We start from the raw sequence: 17,382 nt of genomic DNA, 5'->3' as shown, positions 1-17,382 counted from the left end.
TATGCTCGCAGATTCAAGTCCACGATTCATGCCGAGCCCGGAGAAGGACAGGCCATCCATGCAGTCGCAGCACATTGTCAGCGCCTATGATGAGGAATTGCAGTTTCTGGCCCGCAAGATCGCGGCCATCGGCGGCCATGCCGAGCGCATGGTCGATCAGGCGGTTTCGGCGCTCGTCAATGCCGATACCGCGCTGGCAGTGAAGGTGGTGGAGGCGGATGCCTTTCTCGACGAGGCCGAGCGCGAGATCGACGATCGCGCCATCATCATCATCGCCAAGCGCCAGCCGGTCGCCGCCGATCTGCGCGAGATCATCGGTGCGATCCGCATTTCGGCCGATCTGGAACGGGTGGGCGACCTCGGCAAGAACGTCGCCAAGCGCGTCGTGGCGGTGTCCCAAAGCCGCCAGCCTGTCAGCCTGTTCCGCGGCCTCGAGGCGCTGGCGGAGCTTGCGCTGACTCAGCTCAAGGAGGTTCTCGACGTCTACGCCTCGCGCTCGGTCGAGCGCATCGAGTTCGTGCGCGACCGCGACAATGAGATCGACGCCATGTACACGTCGCTGTTTCGCGAACTCCTCACCTATATGATGGAAGACCCGCGCAACATAACGCCGTGCACGCATCTGCTGTTCTGCGCCAAGAACATCGAGCGCATCGGTGACCATGCCACCAACATCGCCGAAACCATCTACTATGTCGTCACCGGCAACCAGATGCCGCCGGAACGGCCGAAGCAGGACAAGAGCCACCACGTGACGCTTGGCGAAACGAAATAAGCGCTGCGTTATTGCAGACCGAAGACAGAGCGCCGTGCGTCCAATCGGACGCACAAGGGACGCTCTAACACCTTTATTGAGCAATTGAGCATCGGCCGAAAACCAGACTCCACTTTTTCAGCCGACGCCCTAGCAAGACGTGACGCTCGGCGGAGTTCAAGTCGCCTGCACCGTCCTGCCGGACATCTCCCCTCAAGGGGGAGATCAGCCTTCAGGGCGACTTTCGCCAATCGTCGATGTTGCAGAATGTGCACGGCAGGTGAAGCTGCTCGATCTCCCCCTTGAAGGGGAGATGTCCGGCAGGACAGAGGGGGGTGCGGTAGCCCTTGTCCCCGAGAGTATTTCCGCCGCCTCAGCGGCTGCGGCGTCGCTCGCTTGCCGGCTGGAACGCGATCTTGGAGTGGTATTTGCAATAGGGGCCGGTTTCGGCGGCATCGTTGCCGCAGAAGTGGAAATCCTCCGAAAGCGGATCGCCGTTCGGCCATTTGCAGGTGCGCTCGTTAAGCTCGACCAGTTGCAGGTGCCGCGAGATCGGCACGACCACGTCTTCGACCGGGCGCATATATTGGCGCGCCACCGGCTCGGTGTCGAACTGGGCCTGAAGGGCGGTCGCGCCGATCGTCACCGTGCGCGTCACCGTCGTGGTGCTGCGGGTCGTAGCCGTCTTGGTGGACACTGTCGCGCCACTCGCCACCTTCTTTTGCCGGGCGGGCGCTGCCGTTGCCCGACCGCGGCCCGACAGCTTCAGCCGGTGGACCTTGCCGATCACCGCATTGCGGCTGACACCGCCAAGCTGGGCGGCGATCTGGCTGGCGCTGAGGCCTTCGGCCCACAACTTCCGGAGGGTTTCGACGCGCTCGTCAGTCCAATTCATGAGAGCTTGCTCCTGCTTTGGCGTGCGACTGCCGGAATCCTTCCCCGTCCCGACAAAAGCCGGGCCGACACCACATATATACGGGTGATTAGGTGTGCCGCACGAAATCTGGTCTTTTCTTGACCCTAAACTACCTTACTGGCTGACTCCGTGACAAGAGTCCGGAATGCAACACCGAATCGGTTTTTGGGGTTTTCCCCAACTTGCCCGCGAACAAAGGCTCCTCGCGCGCCCAGGCTGTGGTGCGCAACGCCCCAATGCGGGGTTTTCCGACGTTTCCATTGACTTGATGGCCGAAAACGCAATATGCCAGACAAAGCCGCCGCTTGGGCGGCTTTTTGGTTTTTGCTACCGGGACATATGTAAAATGAGCGGTTCGGCGCTTTACGAGACTTTCGCACGCGCTCCCCTGGCCTTCGAAAAGGGCGAGGGGGTCTGGCTGGTGACGAAGGATGGCAGCCGATATCTCGACTTCGCCGGCGGCATCGCCGTCAATTCGCTGGGGCACGGACATCCGAAGCTGGTTTCCGCCCTCACCGAACAGGCGGCCAAGCTCTGGCATACCTCCAACCTTTATGAAATCCCCGGCCAGACCCGCCTTGGCGAGCGCCTCGTTGCAGCAACCTTTGCCGACAAGGTGTTCTTCACCAATTCCGGCGCCGAGGCGCTGGAATGCGCCATCAAGACGGCGCGGCGCTACCATTATGTCAACGGCCGCCCCGAGCGCTTCCGCATCATCACCTTCGAGGGCGCGTTCCACGGCCGCACGCTGGCGACCATCGCCGCCGGCGGGCAGCAGAAATATCTCGAAGGATACGGCCCCAAGGTGGAGGGCTTCGACCAGGTGCCGTTCGGCGACATGGAGGCTCTTGAAAAGGCGATCACGCCGGAAACCGCGGCCGTCCTGATCGAGCCCGTGCAGGGCGAAGGCGGCATCCGCGAAGTGCCGGCGCAGACCATGCGGCACCTGCGCGAGCTTTGCGACCGCAATGGCCTGCTTCTTATCCTCGACGAAGTGCAGAGCGGCGTCGGCCGCACCGGCAGGCTCTTCGCCTATGAATGGTCGGGAGTAACGCCGGACCTGATGGCGATCGCCAAGGGCATAGGCGGCGGCTTCCCCGTCGGCGCCTGCCTGGCGACGGACGAGGCGGCCGCCGGCATGACCGCCGGCGTCCACGGCACAACTTTCGGCGGCAATCCGCTGGCGATGGCGGTCGGCAACGCGGTGCTGGACGTCATCCTGGAAGATGGCTTCCTCGACGAGGTCGCCCGCAAGGCGCTGCTGATGAAGCAGGGGCTCGCCGCCATCTGCGACGAATTCCCGGACGTGATCGAGGGCGTGCGCGGCACCGGGTTGATGCTCGGCCTGAAATGCGCGCTTTCCAATGCCAAGGTGAATACGGCGCTGCGCGAGGAACATCTGCTCGCGGTTCCGGCCGGCGACAATGTCGTGCGTCTGCTGCCGCCGCTCACCGTTTCCGATGATGAGATCCGCGAGGCGCTGCGGCGCATTCGCAACGCCGCGCAAGGCCTGTCCAAAGCCGCCGCGTAAGCAGGGATATGCCATGACCAGCGCAATCCGCCATTTCACCGACCTTTCCGCCCTTTCCGAAAGTGTGCTGCGCGGTGTGCTCGATGATGCCGCAGCCCGCAAGGCGCGGCTGAAAGCGGGCGAGCGTTCCCGTCCGCTCGACGGCCGGGTGCTGGCGATGATCTTCGACAAACCCTCGACGCGCACCCGCGTTTCCTTCGACGTCGGCATGCGCCAGCTCGGCGGCGAAACCATCATGCTCACCGGCACCGAAATGCAACTCGGCCGCTCCGAGACCATTGCCGATACGGCCAAGGTTTTGTCGCGTTATGTCGATGCGATCATGATCCGCACCACTTCGCATGACCGCCTGATCGAGCTCACCGAAAACGCCACCGTCCCCGTCATCAATGGCCTGACGGACGATACCCATCCCTGCCAGATCATGGCCGACATGATGACCTTCGAGGAGCATCGCGGCCCGGTTGCCGGCAAGACCTTCGCCTGGGTCGGCGACGGCAACAATGTGCTGCATTCGCTGCTCGAGGCTTCGGCCCGCTTCGGCTTCAATCTCAATGTCGCGGTGCCCAAGGGCAGCGAGCCGGAGCGGAAATATGTCGACTGGTCGCTCGCCAATGGCGGCGCCGTCACCTTCACCGCCACCGCCGAGGAGGCGGCTACCGATGCCGATTGCGTGGTCACCGACTGCTGGGTGTCGATGGGGCAGGAGCATCGCGCTCGCGGCCACAATGTCTTCCTGCCCTATCAGGTCAACGCCGCTCTAATGCGCCATGCCAAACCCGACGCGCTGTTCATGCACTGCCTTCCGGCCCATCGCGGCGAGGAAGTCACCGACGAGATCATCGATGGGCCGCATTCGGTGGTGTTCGATGAGGCTGAAAATCGCTTGCATGCGCAGAAGGCGGTGCTTGCCTGGTGCCTGGGCGCGTAAGCGCCCGGCCTGCATTGCCGCCTAGGCGCCCGACCCGCGCCGGCGCGCTTTCACCCTGCCGGGCTTGATTGCCGCCGCCTGTGTGCCTATCTGCGGCCATCACCTTCGTTTAAACCTGCACCGGGCGAGAGCATCGGACCGAAAAGTGGAATTCGGTTTTCGGAAAAATCTGATGCGTTAGTAAAAGACGGATCGCCGATATGCGTCGGTCAGGACGCATGTCGATCCATCTTGCGTCCGGACCCTGCTTCATGGGATTTTTGCACAGTGGCTGACAGCGAACTCAAGCTCGGCGAATTCGGCTTCGCCGGTGACGATACCGTGGTCCCCTTCGATGTGGGGCCGCTCGACGTGCGCGGCCGCATGGTCCAGCTCGGACCGTTGCTCGACCAGATTCTGGCGCGCCACGACTATCCAGAACCCGTCGCGCGCCTGCTTGCCGAAGCGGTGGTTGTGACGGTGCTTCTCGGCACGTCGCTCAAATTCGAAGGCAAGTTCATCCTGCAGACCCGCACTGACGGGCCGGTCGACATGCTGGTTGCCGACTTCTCGACGCCGCATTCGCTGCGCGCCTATGCGCGCTTCAATGCCGAGCGCCTTGAGGCGCTGCTGGAGGCCGGCGAGACCGCGCCGCAGACCCTGCTTGGCAACGGCGTGCTGGCCTTGACCATCGATCAGGGCCCGCACACGCAGCGCTATCAGGGCATCGTCCAGCTTGATGGCACCACGCTGGAAGAAGCCGCCAAAACCTATTTTCGGCAATCGGAGCAGATTCCGACCGACGTGAAATTGTCGGTCGGCAAGCTGGTGCTGCCGGGCGAGGGCGGTCGAAGCGAACATTGGCGCGCCGGCGGCCTTCTCGCTCAGTTTCTGCCCAAGGCGCCGGAGCGGCTGCGCATGCCGGACCTGCACGGCGGCGATGGCGATCCCGGCGGCCCGGCGCATGAGGTCACCGACAATGCCTGGCAGGAGCTTCTGGCGCTGGTGGCGACGGTCGAACACACCGAACTTCTCGACCCGAGCGTCGGCTCCGAACGGCTGCTCTACCGGTTGTTCAACGAGCACGGCGTGCGGGTCTACGAGGGCACGCAAGTGCGCGATCAATGCTCCTGCTCCCGCGAAAGGATCAGGGGCATTCTCGACGGTTTTTCCGCCGAGGAGATCACCGACAGCGTCGAGGACGGCCTCATCCGGGTGAACTGCGAGTTCTGCTCGAAGGCTTATGAGTTCGAGCCGGCGGAGTTCTCCGCGGAGGCGTAGCGGGTAGGGCGATAAGGGCATCAGCATCGCCCACTCGCCATGGTTCACGCGTTACGGCATGGATCCTCGGGTCAAGCCCGAGGATGACGACTGGGGATACGTTTCCGCCAATCACCACGCCGGTGACGTATCTCGGCCCTCGTCCCGATCACGCTCAATTCACCGTCCGCGATGTCGTCGGCACGTCGAGCGAAAATGCCGGTATATCCACGTCGAACAATTCGTCGCGGGCGTTGCGCATCGTGTAGCGCCCCACCATGATGCCGGACGGCGTGGAGAGCGGGCATCCCGACATATATTGATAGCTGTCGCCGGGATTGAGTTCCGGCTGTTCGCCGACCACGCCCGAGCCGCGCACCTCCTCGACATGGCCAACCGCATCGGTGATATGCCAGTAGCGCGACAGAAGTTGCACGAACTCGTTCGACTGGTTGGCGATCGTCACCCGATAAGCCCAGACATAGACGTTCTGCGCCGGATCGGAGCGTTCCGCCAGATAGAACGGCTCGACACTCACTTCGATATCGCGCGTAACGGCGCTGTACATGGGCAGGCACTCCGGATCGGCGGGCAATCCGCCGAAACTTTTATTGTTCAACGGTCTTTGGCCCTATCATCAACCTGATTGTGATTTTCGCGTGACGGGTTTTCAAGCCTAACTGAAACAAACCGTGCTGGGAGTGGCTGCATGCTGGATGGCTGGGCGCGCAGGCGCATCGATCCTGTGTTCGACATCATCGGCAGTCGCCTTGCCGCCGCCGGCGCGTCGGCAAATGGCGTGACGCTCGCCGCCTTTGCCGTGGGCATGGCGGCAGCCGTCGCCATTGCTCAGGGCTGGTATCTTGCCGGCCTCATTCTCCTGGCTGCAAGCCGCCTTGGCGACGGCCTGGACGGCGCCGTGGCCAGGATCAACGGCAAGACCGACCTTGGCGGCTATCTCGACATCGTGCTCGATTTCGCCTTCTACGGAGCGATTCCCATCGCGTTCGTGCTGGCCGATCCGGCGGCCAATGCGGTGGCCGGCGCGGTGCTGGTCTTCGCCTTCTATGTCAACGGCGCCAGTTTCCTTGCCTATGCCGTCATGGCCGAGAAACGAAAGCTTGAAACCCAGGCGAGGGGGGCGAAATCGCTCTTCTTCACCACCGGCTTGGCGGAAGCGACCGAAACGCTGGCCGTCTTCGTCGCCTTCTGCCTGTTTCCGCGCTGGTTCGCGCCGCTCGCCTACATCTTCGCGGCCGTGACGCTCTACACCGCCCTGTCGCGCATCGTGCTGGCCGGGCGAACGTTCCGCTGACGCTTACTGATCAGCCACCGGGCTTTTTGCTTCGAGCGCGTCCCCCGGCCGCCCGTCTTCCCGGCTCTTTGACAATGGCCAGACGGTGCAACCGGGCATGGCGATAATGACGCGCGGGCTGGGGTGGAAAGGAGTATGGAGGCAAAGATCATCAGGCCGCCGCCTCACTTGCCGGCTCCTTAAGCTGCCGCCCTCAGCGCCTGATCGATATCCGTCAAAAGGTCGTCGATATCCTCCAGGCCGAGCGACAGGCGCAGCGTGCCGTCGCCGATGCCAAGCTCGGCGCGAGCCTCCGGCGTCAGGTTCTTGTGCGTGGTGGTTGCCGGGTGGGTGATCAGGCTCTTTGAATCGCCGAGATTGTTGGTGATGAGGAAGATGTCGAGCGCGTTCTGGAACGCGAAGGCCGCCTTCTTGCCGCCCTTGACGTCGAGGCAGATCAGCGTCGAGCCGCCCGACATCTGCTTCTTGACGATATCGGCTTGCGGATGGTCGGGGCGGCCCGGATAAATCACCCGGGTGATCTCCGGCCGCTCGGCCAGGAAATCCGCCACTTTGGCGGCGTTTTCCGTCTGCTGGCGTACCCTGAGTGGCAGCGTTTCAAGTCCCTTCAGCAGTGTCCAGGCGTTGAACGGCGAAAGGCTCGGACCGGTGTGGCGGAAATAGTCGTGGAGGTTCTCGTCGATCCACTTCTTGTCGGAGAGCACGATGCCGCCGAGGCACCGACCCTGTCCGTCGATGTGCTTGGTTGCCGAATAGACAACGACATGCGCGCCAAGCTCCAGCGGCCTCTGCTGCAACGGCGTGGCGAAGACGTTGTCGACCACCACCTTCGCGCCGATCGAATTCGCGAGTGCCGAAACCGCCGCGATGTCCACCACTTCCAATGTCGGGTTGGTCGGGCTTTCGAGGAAGAACAGCTTGGTATTGGGCCGCAGCGCCTTTTCCCAGTTTTCGACCTTCGTGCCGTCCACCAGCGTGGCCTCGATGCCGTATCGCGGCGCCAGCGTCTCGACCACCCAGCGGCAAGAGCCGAACAGCGCGCGCGCCGCCACGATATGGTCGCCGGCTTTCAGGCTGCACAGCACCGCGGCCGCCACCGCCGCCATGCCGGAGGCCATGGCGCGGGCGTCTTCCGCGCCCTCCAGCGCGCACATGCGCTTTTCGAACATGTCGACGGTCGGGTTGGCGTAGCGCGAATAGATGAAGCCAGGCAGTTCGCCCTTGAAGCGGGCTTCGGCGGCTTCGGCGCTTTCGTAGACATAGCCCTGCGTCAGATAGATCGCTTCCGAGGTCTCGCCGAAGTCGGAACGCAGCGTTCCGGTGTGGACAAGTTGGGTTGCGGGTTTCCAATTGCGCTTCTTTTCGATTGTCATCGCCCTGATCCAGACACAAAAAAACCGGCCGCAAAAAGTCGCGTGCCGGTCCAAAAGCGGCCCTTTAGCGACTTGTTTAACGTGGCTGCAAGCCGACCGGCAAATCACCACGGGATAAAATGCCTTTAGACCCGGTGCCCGCTTGCGTCAATGATGCGTATCATTAAACGTCGGTCAGTTGTTTCAGGAGCGGATATTGCACAAGTCGGGCATTCTTCCGGATCAGGAGATCGGCGCGCTGTTCCAGTCCGGCCGGCTCGCCTCGGCGCGGCCGCTCGACAAGGACCAGATCCAGCCTGCCAGCCTCGACCTCAGGCTTGGCGACAGGGCATGGCGGGTGCGCGCCAGCTTTTTGCCGGGGCCGGACTGCCGTGTCGCTGAAAAGCTCGACCGGCTCAAGCTGCACGAGATCGACCTGGCCAATGGTGCGGTGCTGGAAACCGGCTGCGTCTATATCGTGCCGCTTCTGGAACGGCTCGACCTGCCGGCTTCTGTTTCGGCCTCCGCCAACCCGAAAAGTTCCACCGGCCGCCTCGACATTTTCACCCGGGTCATGACCGACCGCGGCCAGGAGTTCGACAAGATTCCGGCCGGCTATTCGGGTCCGCTTTATCTCGAGGTCAGCCCGCGCACCTTCCCGATCATCGTGCGCACCGGCTCGCGCCTGTCGCAGGTCCGCTTCCGCGTCGGCAACGCGCTTTTGAGCGAGGCCGAGCTTCACGCGCTGCATGAGGCCGAGCGGCTGGTTGCCTCCGACGTGCCGAACATTTCCGGCGGCGGCATCGCGCTTTCCATTGACCTCCAGGGCAATGGCGATGGCCTGGTCGGCTATCGCGGCAAGCATCACACCGGGCTGGTGGACGTTGACAAGCGCGCGGCGCAAGACGTGCAGGATTTCTGGGAGCCGCTCTATCGTCGCGGCACCGGCGAATTGGTGCTGGACCCGGACGAATTCTACATTCTTGTTTCACGCGAGGCGGTGCACGTGCCGCCCGAATACGCCGCCGAAATGACGCCCTTCGATCCGTTGGTCGGCGAATTCCGCGTTCACTATGCAGGCTTCTTCGATCCCGGTTTCGGTCACTCGAAGGCCGGCGGAACCGGCAGTCGCGCGGTGCTCGAAGTGCGCAGCCACGAGGTGCCGTTCATTCTCGAACATGGTCAGATCGTCGGCCGCCTGGTCTATGAGCGCATGGCATCGCGCCCGAAGGCGCTCTACGGCAGCGATCTCGGCTCCAATTATCAGGCGCAGGGCCTGAAACTGTCCAAGCATTTCCGCGCCGGCTGAGACAGCACGGCAAAGCGGCGCGAGACGACGCTAGTCTTCCGGCAGGGAAGCGGGATGGCGGATCGAGGACGTGCGCGAGCCAGCGACTGGCGGTTTGCCAGTCAGGCCGGTACGCGCCGGCAAGCGCCCGGTTTGCATGACGCTTCCGGTTGCGGGTTGTCGTTTGCGCCACCAGATGTACCAGCCGGTTGCCAGCAACAGCAGGGGAACTGTTCCGATCAGTAGAACGGCAAGTCGGCCGGGCAGGCTGAAGGCCGTCCCGATATGGAGCGGATATTTGTAGTCCGAAATCCCGAGCCCCGTGCCGATCTGCCGCCAGTCATGCGCATGAAGCACCTGGCTTGTATAAGGGTCGATCGCCACAAAGCTGCGGCCGTTAGGGTGCGTATTCGTCGGAAATCGCATGCGAACCACAGCCGGCTCGGCCTCCGTCTGCGGAAACTTCACCGAAACAAGCTCGGCACCGGGTAGAGCATTCCGTGCGCTGGTGAGCCAGGCGGAAACCGGCTCCCGAGACGCCTCCGCCGGCATAGTCACCTTGTCCGGCAGCGACAATGTCGGCCCGCCCAGGCTGGTGATCAGGAACGAAGTTGTGACCTGATGAAACACCAGCATGGTTCCGGTAATCACCGGAACCAGCAGGAAGAGCGCGGAAGCGGCTCCTGCCACCCGGTGCAGATCGTACATTCTGGGCAGCATAGGCAGGCGCCAGCGGATCTTGAAGGTGTTGGCGAGCCGTCCTCGCCTGGGCCACCACAGGGCGATGCCCGTCGCCACGATGCTGATCAGCAGCAGTGCCAAGTAGCCGCTGATCGTTTCGCCGGTTTCGCCAGCCAGAAGATGCACATGAAAATTGCGAAGGAACCCGACCAGACCGTCATGCTCGTCGCGCGTGCCGAGCACGCGCGACGTGTAAGGGTCCAAATAGACTTCTTCGGAGCCCTCCTTACCCATGCGGAACAGCAGGCTTTCATCGTCCCTTCGAGGCAAGCGCATGGAGACGAGCGGCGCATGGGGAAACTGCTGTCGAACAGTCGCCACGGCGTCGTCCGGATTCCACGCTCGCGCATGCACCTCAACCCGCAACAGATGCGGATTGAGCGCTGCATCGATTTCGTGGCTGAACACCAGCAGGCTGCCGCTCAGCGCGATTGCTGCCGCCCATAGGCCCACCGACAGGCCGAGAACGCGATGCAGGACGCGGCAAAACTGCTTCACCGAGGCGAACCGCATGGGAGCGCCTAAAACTGCTTCTGGAAGGTGAGAGCGAAGGTCCGCCCACGGCCGGCGAAGAATTGGTCGTCGCGTGTCGTGGCCGTCTGCGAGTAGTAGGTGATGTACTGTTCATTGAACAGATTCTCGACGCTCAGCAGAAAGTCGCCGGCGGGCGTCGTCGTAGCCAGTGACAGATCGACAAGCGTGTAGCCGTCGAAGTTCTGATTGGCAGGCGCCGCATCGCCGGTGAAGTCCCGGTCGAAGAAATGCGAGAGCTGTACGCGCGCAGACAACGGCAGTGGCAGAGCATCCTGCGTGTTCCACTCGGCAAAGATATTGAGCCGATCCGGTGCGACATTGACGCCGCCCAGATCCGTATCCACCACGTCGTCGCCATCGGAATCGAACCGGCCGGTGGTCCGCGAATACATGGCGCCTAAGCGCCACTCGTCGGTGAGATCATACGCGGCCGACAGTTCGAGGCCTTGCAGTTCGGTCCTCTCGCGGCGGACCTCGAATATGCCGCCGACATTTTCCAGACGCATGCCGAGGTCGGAGTCGGACCAGAAATAGGCGGCATGAAGCTTCAGCCGGTCGCCATTGTAATCAACGCCGATTTCCCGGTTGTCCGCGATCACCGGTTCGAGGTTGAGGAGATCGGCAACGTTCTGGCCAGGCGCGTCCACCGCCCGCAGCACGCGGCCGATATCCGGCATGGTGAAGCCCTTCGAATAGGAGCCGTAGACCGACCAATTGGCACCGAGATCGAACACCGCGCCGACATTGGGCAGTACGTCGTCGAATTTTGGCGTTCCGCCCTCGACGGCGATGCCGCCGGCGCCGGCAATAGTGGTGTAATCGTCGACCTTCAGTCTCGCCGACTCGTAACGAAGGCCGCCGCTGAGCTGCAGCCGCTCGTCGAACAGCGCCTGATTGAGCTGGACGAACGGCGCCCAGTTGGTGAAAGTGGTCTCCGGCACCCATTCACGGTCCGTATGAACCAGAACCTGGCTTGTCTGGTCGACCAGATAATCGAGACCGGTGGTGACGGTAAGACCCGGTATATTGAACCCGTCATGGCTGTAGCTCAGCTTCAGACCATGCTTCTGCGATTCATTTTGTGACTGGTCGAGCAGCGTGCCTACGGGCGCGATGGCCGGATCCTGAAAGGATGGAAGTATGCCGCCGCCGAACAATGCGGCAAAATCCTGGTAGAACGCCTGGGCGCGTAATTGTCCGTCCCACAATGCGTCGTGATTATAGTCGAGCGAGACCGTGGTGACGGCGTTTTCAGGCGCGTCCCCTTCAGGTTCGCCGCGTTGCACTGTCGTCGGTATTCCGGCGGCGCGATCGCCAGGTACCACCGCATAGTCGCCCTTGCCGCTCAAGCGATAATCATTGACCATCAGTTGCAGCCGCTGGTCCGGCGTGAAGTCGTAACCGGCCTTGAAGAACAGGTCGCGACTGGTCGAATTGGCGAGATCGCCCTGGGTGAGATCAAGTCCGATCGGCAAGCCGGCCGCATCGAAATAGAGGCCCTGCGTCTGCAGAGTGCCGCCGACGGTCAGATCGGCATCGCCCCATTTGCGGCCGGTCAGAAACACGCCCTTGTAGCCGAAGCCATCGCTTTCGAAATCGCCCGAGGCCGTCATCCGCGTCTTGATAAGGCTCGTCCATTCCTCGGACTGCGCCATATTGCGGGTGTGCAGGTTGATGATGCCGCCGAGCGCTCCCATGCCCTGGACGGCGCTGGAGCCATTTATCACTTCGACGCGCTCCAGCAGGTCCGGATCGATAGTATGCGCCTCGCGCTTGCTATCGCGCAAAGGCGTGCTTTGCGGCACGCCGTCGATCATGAAGAGTGGTGGACGCCCCCGCAGCGTCTCGCCGGAATTCGAAAGCTTCTGCCGGCTCGGCGAATAATTCGGCACCAGATGGCCCAGCACCGTGGAGAGATCGTCGGATATGGAAAGCTCGGTATCGAGCTGTTCCTGATCGATGATGGTGACGGTATTCGGAACCGAGGAGATCGGCTGCGGGGTCCGCAGCGCGCCCAGCACGACCAACTGCTCGAGAACGGTCACTTCATTGTCGTCGGTGGTCGCGTCCTGCGCACCGGCAGACGAGCTGGCAAGGGCAACTATCCCCGCTGTTGCCCACAACTGTGCCTTCATTCCAATCTCCTCCTTACAGGCTTGTTGTCGTCTTGCCTGGCAGGGGAGCTGGGTGATGACGTTACGTTACGGCGGAGTAGTTATCATGAATGTGTCTGTCAAGTTTAAGAGGGCACTCGGTCCACTGTGAAAAGGTACCATAGTCAGTTGCGCCCCCCGGCTCGCCATTGGGGCAAACTCCGAGGCTGAGAAAGTCAGGCGCAAGTCTTTGAAAGCAGGGCTGGAGCGGGTAGCGGGAATCGAACCCGCGCGATCAGCTTGGGAAGCTGACAAGCTACCATTACATCATACCCGCGTGACAGCACGGATATCATGACCCGGCAGGTCACGGCAACGGGAATCAGGCGCGTTCAAACGTCTTGAAGCGCGCCCTTCAAGTGCGTATGTGCGCGCAACGCTATCGAACAAGCGAATCGCGGGAGAATGTCGGTGTCCGGACTTACACGCTTTCTCGGGGACAGCCCGTTCCGGGTGGTGCTCAAACTTGCGGTGATCTCGTTTCTTGTCGGCATCGTCATGAGCTATTTCGGCTGGTCGCCCTATGACGTGGTTTATGGCGTCCGCGATTTCTTTCTTCAGATGTGGAATATGGGCTTCCGGGCCATTGATCGGTTCGTCGGCTATTTCCTGCTCGGCGCGGCGATCGTCGTTCCGGCATTCGTCATTCTAAGGCTTTTCAGCTATCGCCGCTGAACGCAGTCGCCAGGGAGCCACGGTGGATCAAGCGTCGACGGTGTCGACCTCAAAGGCTTTCGAGGTCACCAATCGCCACATCTTGGCGATAGCTTTGCCGATGACGCTGGCCTATCTGACGACGCCGCTGCTTGGCCTTGTCGATACGGCGGTGGTCGGGCGATTTGGCGACGCAGCCCTGCTGGGCGGATTGGCGGCAGGCGCGATCGTCTTCGACGTCGTGTTCACCAGCTTCAATTTCCTGCGCTCCGGCACGACGGGCCTCGTCGCTCAGGCATTCGGGCGTGGCGATGCGCTCGAGGAACGCGCCGTCTTCTGGCGAGCCTTCGCCATCGCCGCTGTTTCCGGCCTGGTTCTCGTCATGCTGGCGCCGTTGATTGCCGCCGCCGGCGAATGGTTCATGGATGCCGAGCCGCGTGTCAGCCAGGCCATGGATGCCTATATCCGCATTCGGCTGCTGTCGGCGCCTGCCTCCCTCATCAACTATGCGGTGCTCGGCTATTTCCTTGGCCGCGGCGAAGCGGGCCGCGGGCTTCTGCTCCAGCTTCTGCTGAACGGCGTAAACATCGTGCTTTCCATCTGGTTCGGCCTTCATCTCGGCTGGGGCATCGAAGGCGTGGCATGGGGCACGGTCTGCGGCGAAGTGGTCGCCGTAGTGATCGGTCTGGCGGTCGTCGTGCGGCGCTTCAGGCGGCTGCCGCGCATGTCGCGACAGCAGGCATTCAACACGGCGGCGATGCGGCGCCTGCTCTCGCTCAATGGCGACATCATGATCCGCTCTTTCGTGCTGATGGGTGCCTTCACGCTGTTCACGCGCCAGGGCGCGCAACTCGGCACGCTGACGCTCGCCGCCAACGCCGTGCTGATGCATTTCTTCATGGTGACCAGCTATTTCCTCGACGGCTTTGCCACGGCCGCCGAACAGTTGGCGGGCAGGGCGGTCGGCGCCCGCTACAAGCCGGCCTTCACCCGGGCCGTGCTCTTGACGTCAGTGTGGGGTTTCGTGGTGGCCGGCGTGTCGAGCGCTGCGGTCATGATTTTCGGCGACCGGATCGTCGCTGTCCTCACCACGTCAGGCGATGTGCAGGCACAGGCTGCCCTTTATCTGCCCTGGGCGGCGCTGACGGCGGTGAGCGGCGTGCTGGCCTTTCAGATGGACGGCGTTTTCATCGGCGCGACATGGTCGCGCGACATGCGCAACATGATGCTCCTCTCATTTGCCATCTTCGTCGCCTCGCTCCTGCTGCTCGGATATTATCTCGGCAACCACGGACTGTGGGCGGCGCTGCATATTTTCCTGATCGCGCGCGGAATAAGCTTGGCTGCGGCGATGTCACGGCGCGTCGGCCGGACATTTGCCTGACTACAGCTTTTGATCGGCCCAATGCGCAAGTCGCGTGTCGCGCAGTTCGCTGAGCGATGAAACGCCTTCCTGCGCGGCAAGCCGGCTGAGGTCGCCGACGATCTGCCGTGGCAGCGAGGGCCCAGCATAGACCATTCCGGTGTAGAGCTGAACCAGATCGGCACCTGCTCGGATTTTCTCAAGCGCAGTTTCGGCCGAATCGACGCCGCCGACCCCAATAAGCGCTCGTTCCGGACCAAGCAGCCTGCGCATACGGGCAAGCACGGCGGTGGAACGCTGGAAGAGCGGCTTGCCCGAAAGCCCTCCATTCTCGCCCGCATGCGCGGTGCTGGCAAGCCTCGGCCGTCCAATCGTCGTATTCGAGACGATGACGCCTTCGATCTGCTTTTCGGAGACTTCGGCGGCGATGTCTTCCAGATCGGCTTCGTGAAGGTCGGGTGCTATCTTCAGAAAAACAGGGGTCTTTTTCGGCTGGCCTTCGACCGCTGCATCGCGCGCCGCCACGACCCGGATCAAAAGCTCGGCAAGGCTCTCGCGCGCCTGCATGTCGCGCAGGCCGGGCGTATTGGGCGACGAGATATTGACGGTGAGATAAGAGGCGTAGCGTGCAAACCGCGTCACCCCTAGCTCGTAGTCGCCGATGCGATCGGCGCTATCCTTGTTGGCCCCGATGTTGACGCCGACAATCCCCGGCCGCCCGGACCGAGCGACCAGACGCTGCCCGAAAGCCGCGTGACCTTCATTGTTGAAGCCGAGACGATTGATGACCGCCTCATCCTCTGCAAGCCGGAAAATGCGCGGCTTGGGGTTGCCGGGCTGCGGCAGCGGCGTGACGGTGCCCACTTCGGCAAAGCCGAACCCAAGCTGCAAAAGCGCGTCCGGCACTTCGGCATTTTTGTCGTAGCCGGCAGCCATGCCGAGCGGATTGGGAAAATCGAGCCCGCAAAGCCTGACGCCGAGGCGCTGGTCGTGGCGTGCCGGGGCGGAAGGCAACACACCGCATTTCAGCGCTTTGATCGAGAGGCCATGCGCCGTTTCGGGGTCGAGCGCGAACAGGAGGTTTCGGCCTAGCCGATTGAACAGGCTCATGTCAGTGGCGGGAAAATATGCGCGCCATCGGCGCCGAGCGGCAATGGTTTCACCCATTCGACGGCTGACAGCTCGAGCGGTCCGTAGAGGTGCGGAAACAGCGCTCCGCCCCGGGAGACTTCGTATTTCAACCGCTCGCCGAGCTTGGCGTCATCGACCGCGATCAAAAGCAGACCGTTTTGACCGGCGAAGTGCTTGGCCGCCGTTTCCGCCACCTGGTCGGCGGTCGAAAAATGGATGAAGCCGTCGGCAAGATCGACCGGCGCGCCTGAAAACACCCCGGAATCTTCTGCCTCGCGCCACAGCGCCTGCGGGCATATCTTGTAAATGGTCTGTCGCATACGCGCCCTATAATGCGAAAGCGCGGGCGGGAAAAGACGTGAACGACCGCCATCTCCCTATTTCGGGCGCAAACGAAGGACAGATTTGAAACAACAGCTTGATAGGAGGTTTTCATGCGTCTCCTTGCCATCACCGCTCCAACGGTTCTCCTTTTGCTTATGGCCGCTACCGTCGCCTCGGCACAAACCGAACGGTACCAGCTCGAGAAAACTGAAGACGGCTATGTCCGCATGGACACGCAGACCGGGGAAATGGCGATCTGTGAGGAGCGAGCCGGTCAGCTGGTCTGCAAGCTGGCGGCTGACGAACGCTCGGCCTATCAGGACGAGACGGATCAACTGCAGGCTACGGTAAAGGCGCTGGAGGAGCGTATAGCAAAGCTCGAAAGTGCGGTCGGCGTCACGCCGAAATCCACATTGCCCACCGAGGAGGAGTTCGAGAAGACGATGGGCTATATGGAACGTTTTCTGCGCCGTTTCATGGGCATTGCCAAGGACCTCGAACAGGAGGACAAGGCGCCCGAAGCGAAGCCCTCGGACCCGAGCCGGACCTGAGCGCCCGTCGTTTCGGCGCCTGTGCGGGGCGCTAATTTAGCTGTTTCTATCAAGCAGCGCGCGAAATTTGTGCGTTTTGCAATCTGAAGTTTTTGTTATGATCGCATTCGGACCGGCGCGAGAGAGGCGGACGAACATCGCGCGGCCGACGATTCAAGGAGGATGCAGTGTTAAAGGAATTCCAGGAATTCATTTCAAAGGGCAATGTTATGGATCTGGCGGTCGCCGTCATTATCGGCGCTGCTTTCGGCAAAATCGTCGATTCCATGGTCAACGACATCATCATGCCGATTGTCGGAGCCATTTTTGGCGGGCTCGATTTCAACAACTATTTTTATCCGCTGTCCTCGGCCGTGACCGCACCGTCGCTCGACGCGGCGAAGGCGCAGGGCGCGGTGTTCGCCTATGGCAGCTTCGTGACCGTCGTCCTGAATTTCCTCATCCTTGCCTTTATCATTTTTCTGATGGTCAAGGCGGTCAACAATATGCGCCGCCGCTTGGTCGCCGAGAAGCCGGTCGAGCCGGCGGCGCCTCCGGCCGATATCGCGCTGCTGACCGAAATCCGCGATCTGCTGGCCAAGCGATAGTTGCGGATAGCGGCAAGC

The 17,382-nt window shown here is 62.2% G+C and carries 17 protein-coding genes, 1 tRNA gene and 1 riboswitch; of the genes, 10 read left to right on the top strand and 8 right to left on the bottom strand.

The features are described from left to right. Nucleotides 1–58 precede the first annotated feature (58 nt). Nucleotides 59–775, top strand: coding sequence for a phosphate signaling complex protein PhoU (phoU, locus tag ACLKMW_RS05200; protein ID WP_415723331.1), 717 nt, complete (start codon nt 59–61; stop codon nt 773–775). A 352-nt stretch (nt 776–1,127) separates the two neighbouring features. On the opposite strand, the gene ACLKMW_RS05195 is transcribed toward phoU, so the two are convergent. After that, nucleotides 1,128–1,649, bottom strand: coding sequence for a GcrA family cell cycle regulator (locus tag ACLKMW_RS05195; protein WP_415723330.1), 522 nt, complete (start codon nt 1,647–1,649; stop codon nt 1,128–1,130). 367 nt (nt 1,650–2,016) lie between these two features. Here ACLKMW_RS05195 and ACLKMW_RS05190 point away from each other — a divergent pair, with 367 nt between their 5' ends. The 3 genes from ACLKMW_RS05190 (at nt 2,017) to ACLKMW_RS05180 (ending at nt 5,392) form a co-directional block, all read left to right on the top strand. Next, on the top strand, nt 2,017–3,201 hold the full coding sequence (locus ACLKMW_RS05190; protein WP_415723329.1) for an aspartate aminotransferase family protein: 1,185 nt from the start codon (nt 2,017–2,019) through the stop codon (nt 3,199–3,201). A 13-nt stretch (nt 3,202–3,214) separates the two neighbouring features. Further along, nucleotides 3,215–4,132 (top strand): ornithine carbamoyltransferase, encoded by a 918-nt coding sequence (gene argF, locus ACLKMW_RS05185; RefSeq protein ID WP_415723328.1) that lies wholly within the window; start codon nt 3,215–3,217, stop codon nt 4,130–4,132. A gap of 267 nt (nt 4,133–4,399) precedes the next feature. Then, on the top strand, nt 4,400–5,392 hold the full coding sequence (locus tag ACLKMW_RS05180) for an Hsp33 family molecular chaperone (protein WP_415723327.1): 993 nt from the start codon (nt 4,400–4,402) through the stop codon (nt 5,390–5,392). A 154-nt stretch (nt 5,393–5,546) separates the two neighbouring features. On the opposite strand, the gene apaG is transcribed toward ACLKMW_RS05180, so the two are convergent. After that, the gene (gene apaG, locus ACLKMW_RS05175) at nt 5,547–5,939 is read right to left on the bottom strand and encodes a Co2+/Mg2+ efflux protein ApaG (RefSeq protein ID WP_415723326.1); all 393 of its coding nucleotides are present in this window, start codon (nt 5,937–5,939) and stop codon (nt 5,547–5,549) included. Between the two features lie 141 nt (nt 5,940–6,080). Between apaG and ACLKMW_RS05170 the strand changes: the two genes are divergently transcribed. Then, a complete protein-coding gene (locus tag ACLKMW_RS05170) occupies nt 6,081–6,686 on the top strand; it encodes a CDP-alcohol phosphatidyltransferase family protein (RefSeq protein WP_415723325.1) in 606 nt (201 codons plus the stop codon). Nucleotides 6,687–6,865: 179 nt separating this feature from the next. Here ACLKMW_RS05170 and ACLKMW_RS05165 read toward each other — a convergent pair whose 3' ends face one another. Continuing rightward, nucleotides 6,866–8,059, bottom strand: coding sequence for an O-succinylhomoserine sulfhydrylase (locus tag ACLKMW_RS05165; RefSeq protein WP_415723324.1), 1,194 nt, complete (start codon nt 8,057–8,059; stop codon nt 6,866–6,868). A gap of 44 nt (nt 8,060–8,103) precedes the next feature. Continuing rightward, a riboswitch (SAM riboswitch) is annotated at nt 8,104–8,180 on the bottom strand. Nucleotides 8,181–8,255: 75 nt separating this feature from the next. Between ACLKMW_RS05165 and ACLKMW_RS05160 the strand changes: the two genes are divergently transcribed. Beyond that, nucleotides 8,256–9,347, top strand: coding sequence for a 2'-deoxycytidine 5'-triphosphate deaminase (locus ACLKMW_RS05160; protein ID WP_415723323.1), 1,092 nt, complete (start codon nt 8,256–8,258; stop codon nt 9,345–9,347). Nucleotides 9,348–9,377: 30 nt separating this feature from the next. Here the strand turns inward: ACLKMW_RS05160 and ACLKMW_RS05155 are convergent, their stop codons facing one another. The 3 genes from ACLKMW_RS05155 to ACLKMW_RS05145 all read right to left on the bottom strand — a co-directional run bounded on the left by ACLKMW_RS05155 (nt 9,378) and on the right by ACLKMW_RS05145 (nt 13,031). Next, nucleotides 9,378–10,580, bottom strand: a complete 1,203-nt coding sequence (locus ACLKMW_RS05155) for a PepSY-associated TM helix domain-containing protein (RefSeq protein WP_415723322.1) — start codon at nt 10,578–10,580, stop codon at nt 9,378–9,380. A gap of 8 nt (nt 10,581–10,588) precedes the next feature. Next, nucleotides 10,589–12,736: a TonB-dependent receptor gene (locus ACLKMW_RS05150; RefSeq protein ID WP_415723321.1), complete on the bottom strand. Its 2,148-nt coding sequence runs from the start codon at nt 12,734–12,736 to the stop codon at nt 10,589–10,591. A 221-nt stretch (nt 12,737–12,957) separates the two neighbouring features. After that, a tRNA-Gly gene (locus ACLKMW_RS05145) sits at nt 12,958–13,031 on the bottom strand. Nucleotides 13,032–13,159: 128 nt separating this feature from the next. On the opposite strand from ACLKMW_RS05145, the gene ACLKMW_RS05140 reads away from it, so the two are divergent. Next, complete coding sequence (locus ACLKMW_RS05140) at nt 13,160–13,429, top strand: DUF6460 domain-containing protein (RefSeq protein ID WP_415723320.1); 270 nt, start codon at nt 13,160–13,162, stop codon at nt 13,427–13,429. Between the two features lie 22 nt (nt 13,430–13,451). Continuing rightward, on the top strand, nt 13,452–14,792 hold the full coding sequence (locus ACLKMW_RS05135; protein ID WP_415723319.1) for an MATE family efflux transporter: 1,341 nt from the start codon (nt 13,452–13,454) through the stop codon (nt 14,790–14,792). On the opposite strand, the gene ACLKMW_RS05130 is transcribed toward ACLKMW_RS05135, so the two are convergent. Both ACLKMW_RS05130 and ACLKMW_RS05125 read right to left on the bottom strand, forming a co-directional pair. After that, nucleotides 14,793–15,881, bottom strand: a complete 1,089-nt coding sequence (locus tag ACLKMW_RS05130) for a quinone-dependent dihydroorotate dehydrogenase (RefSeq protein WP_415723318.1) — start codon at nt 15,879–15,881, stop codon at nt 14,793–14,795. Continuing rightward, complete coding sequence (locus ACLKMW_RS05125; RefSeq protein WP_415723317.1) at nt 15,878–16,222, bottom strand: DUF952 domain-containing protein; 345 nt, start codon at nt 16,220–16,222, stop codon at nt 15,878–15,880. The genes ACLKMW_RS05130 and ACLKMW_RS05125 overlap by 4 nt, the downstream gene beginning before the upstream one ends. A 114-nt stretch (nt 16,223–16,336) precedes the next feature. Here ACLKMW_RS05125 and ACLKMW_RS05120 point away from each other — a divergent pair, with 114 nt between their 5' ends. Both ACLKMW_RS05120 and mscL read left to right on the top strand, forming a co-directional pair. Further along, the gene (locus ACLKMW_RS05120) at nt 16,337–16,777 is read left to right on the top strand and encodes a hypothetical protein (RefSeq protein ID WP_415723316.1); all 441 of its coding nucleotides are present in this window, start codon (nt 16,337–16,339) and stop codon (nt 16,775–16,777) included. A 167-nt stretch (nt 16,778–16,944) separates the two neighbouring features. After that, nucleotides 16,945–17,364, top strand: coding sequence for a large conductance mechanosensitive channel protein MscL (gene mscL, locus ACLKMW_RS05115; protein ID WP_415723315.1), 420 nt, complete (start codon nt 16,945–16,947; stop codon nt 17,362–17,364). Nucleotides 17,365–17,382 lie beyond the last annotated feature (18 nt).

Origin of the sequence: Borborobacter xinjiangensis (assembly GCF_047739745.1) — a bacterium.
Classification (GTDB): Bacteria; Pseudomonadota; Alphaproteobacteria; order Rhizobiales; family Rhizobiaceae; genus Pseudaminobacter.
This window is presented reverse-complemented; position numbering and strand designations above follow the sequence as displayed.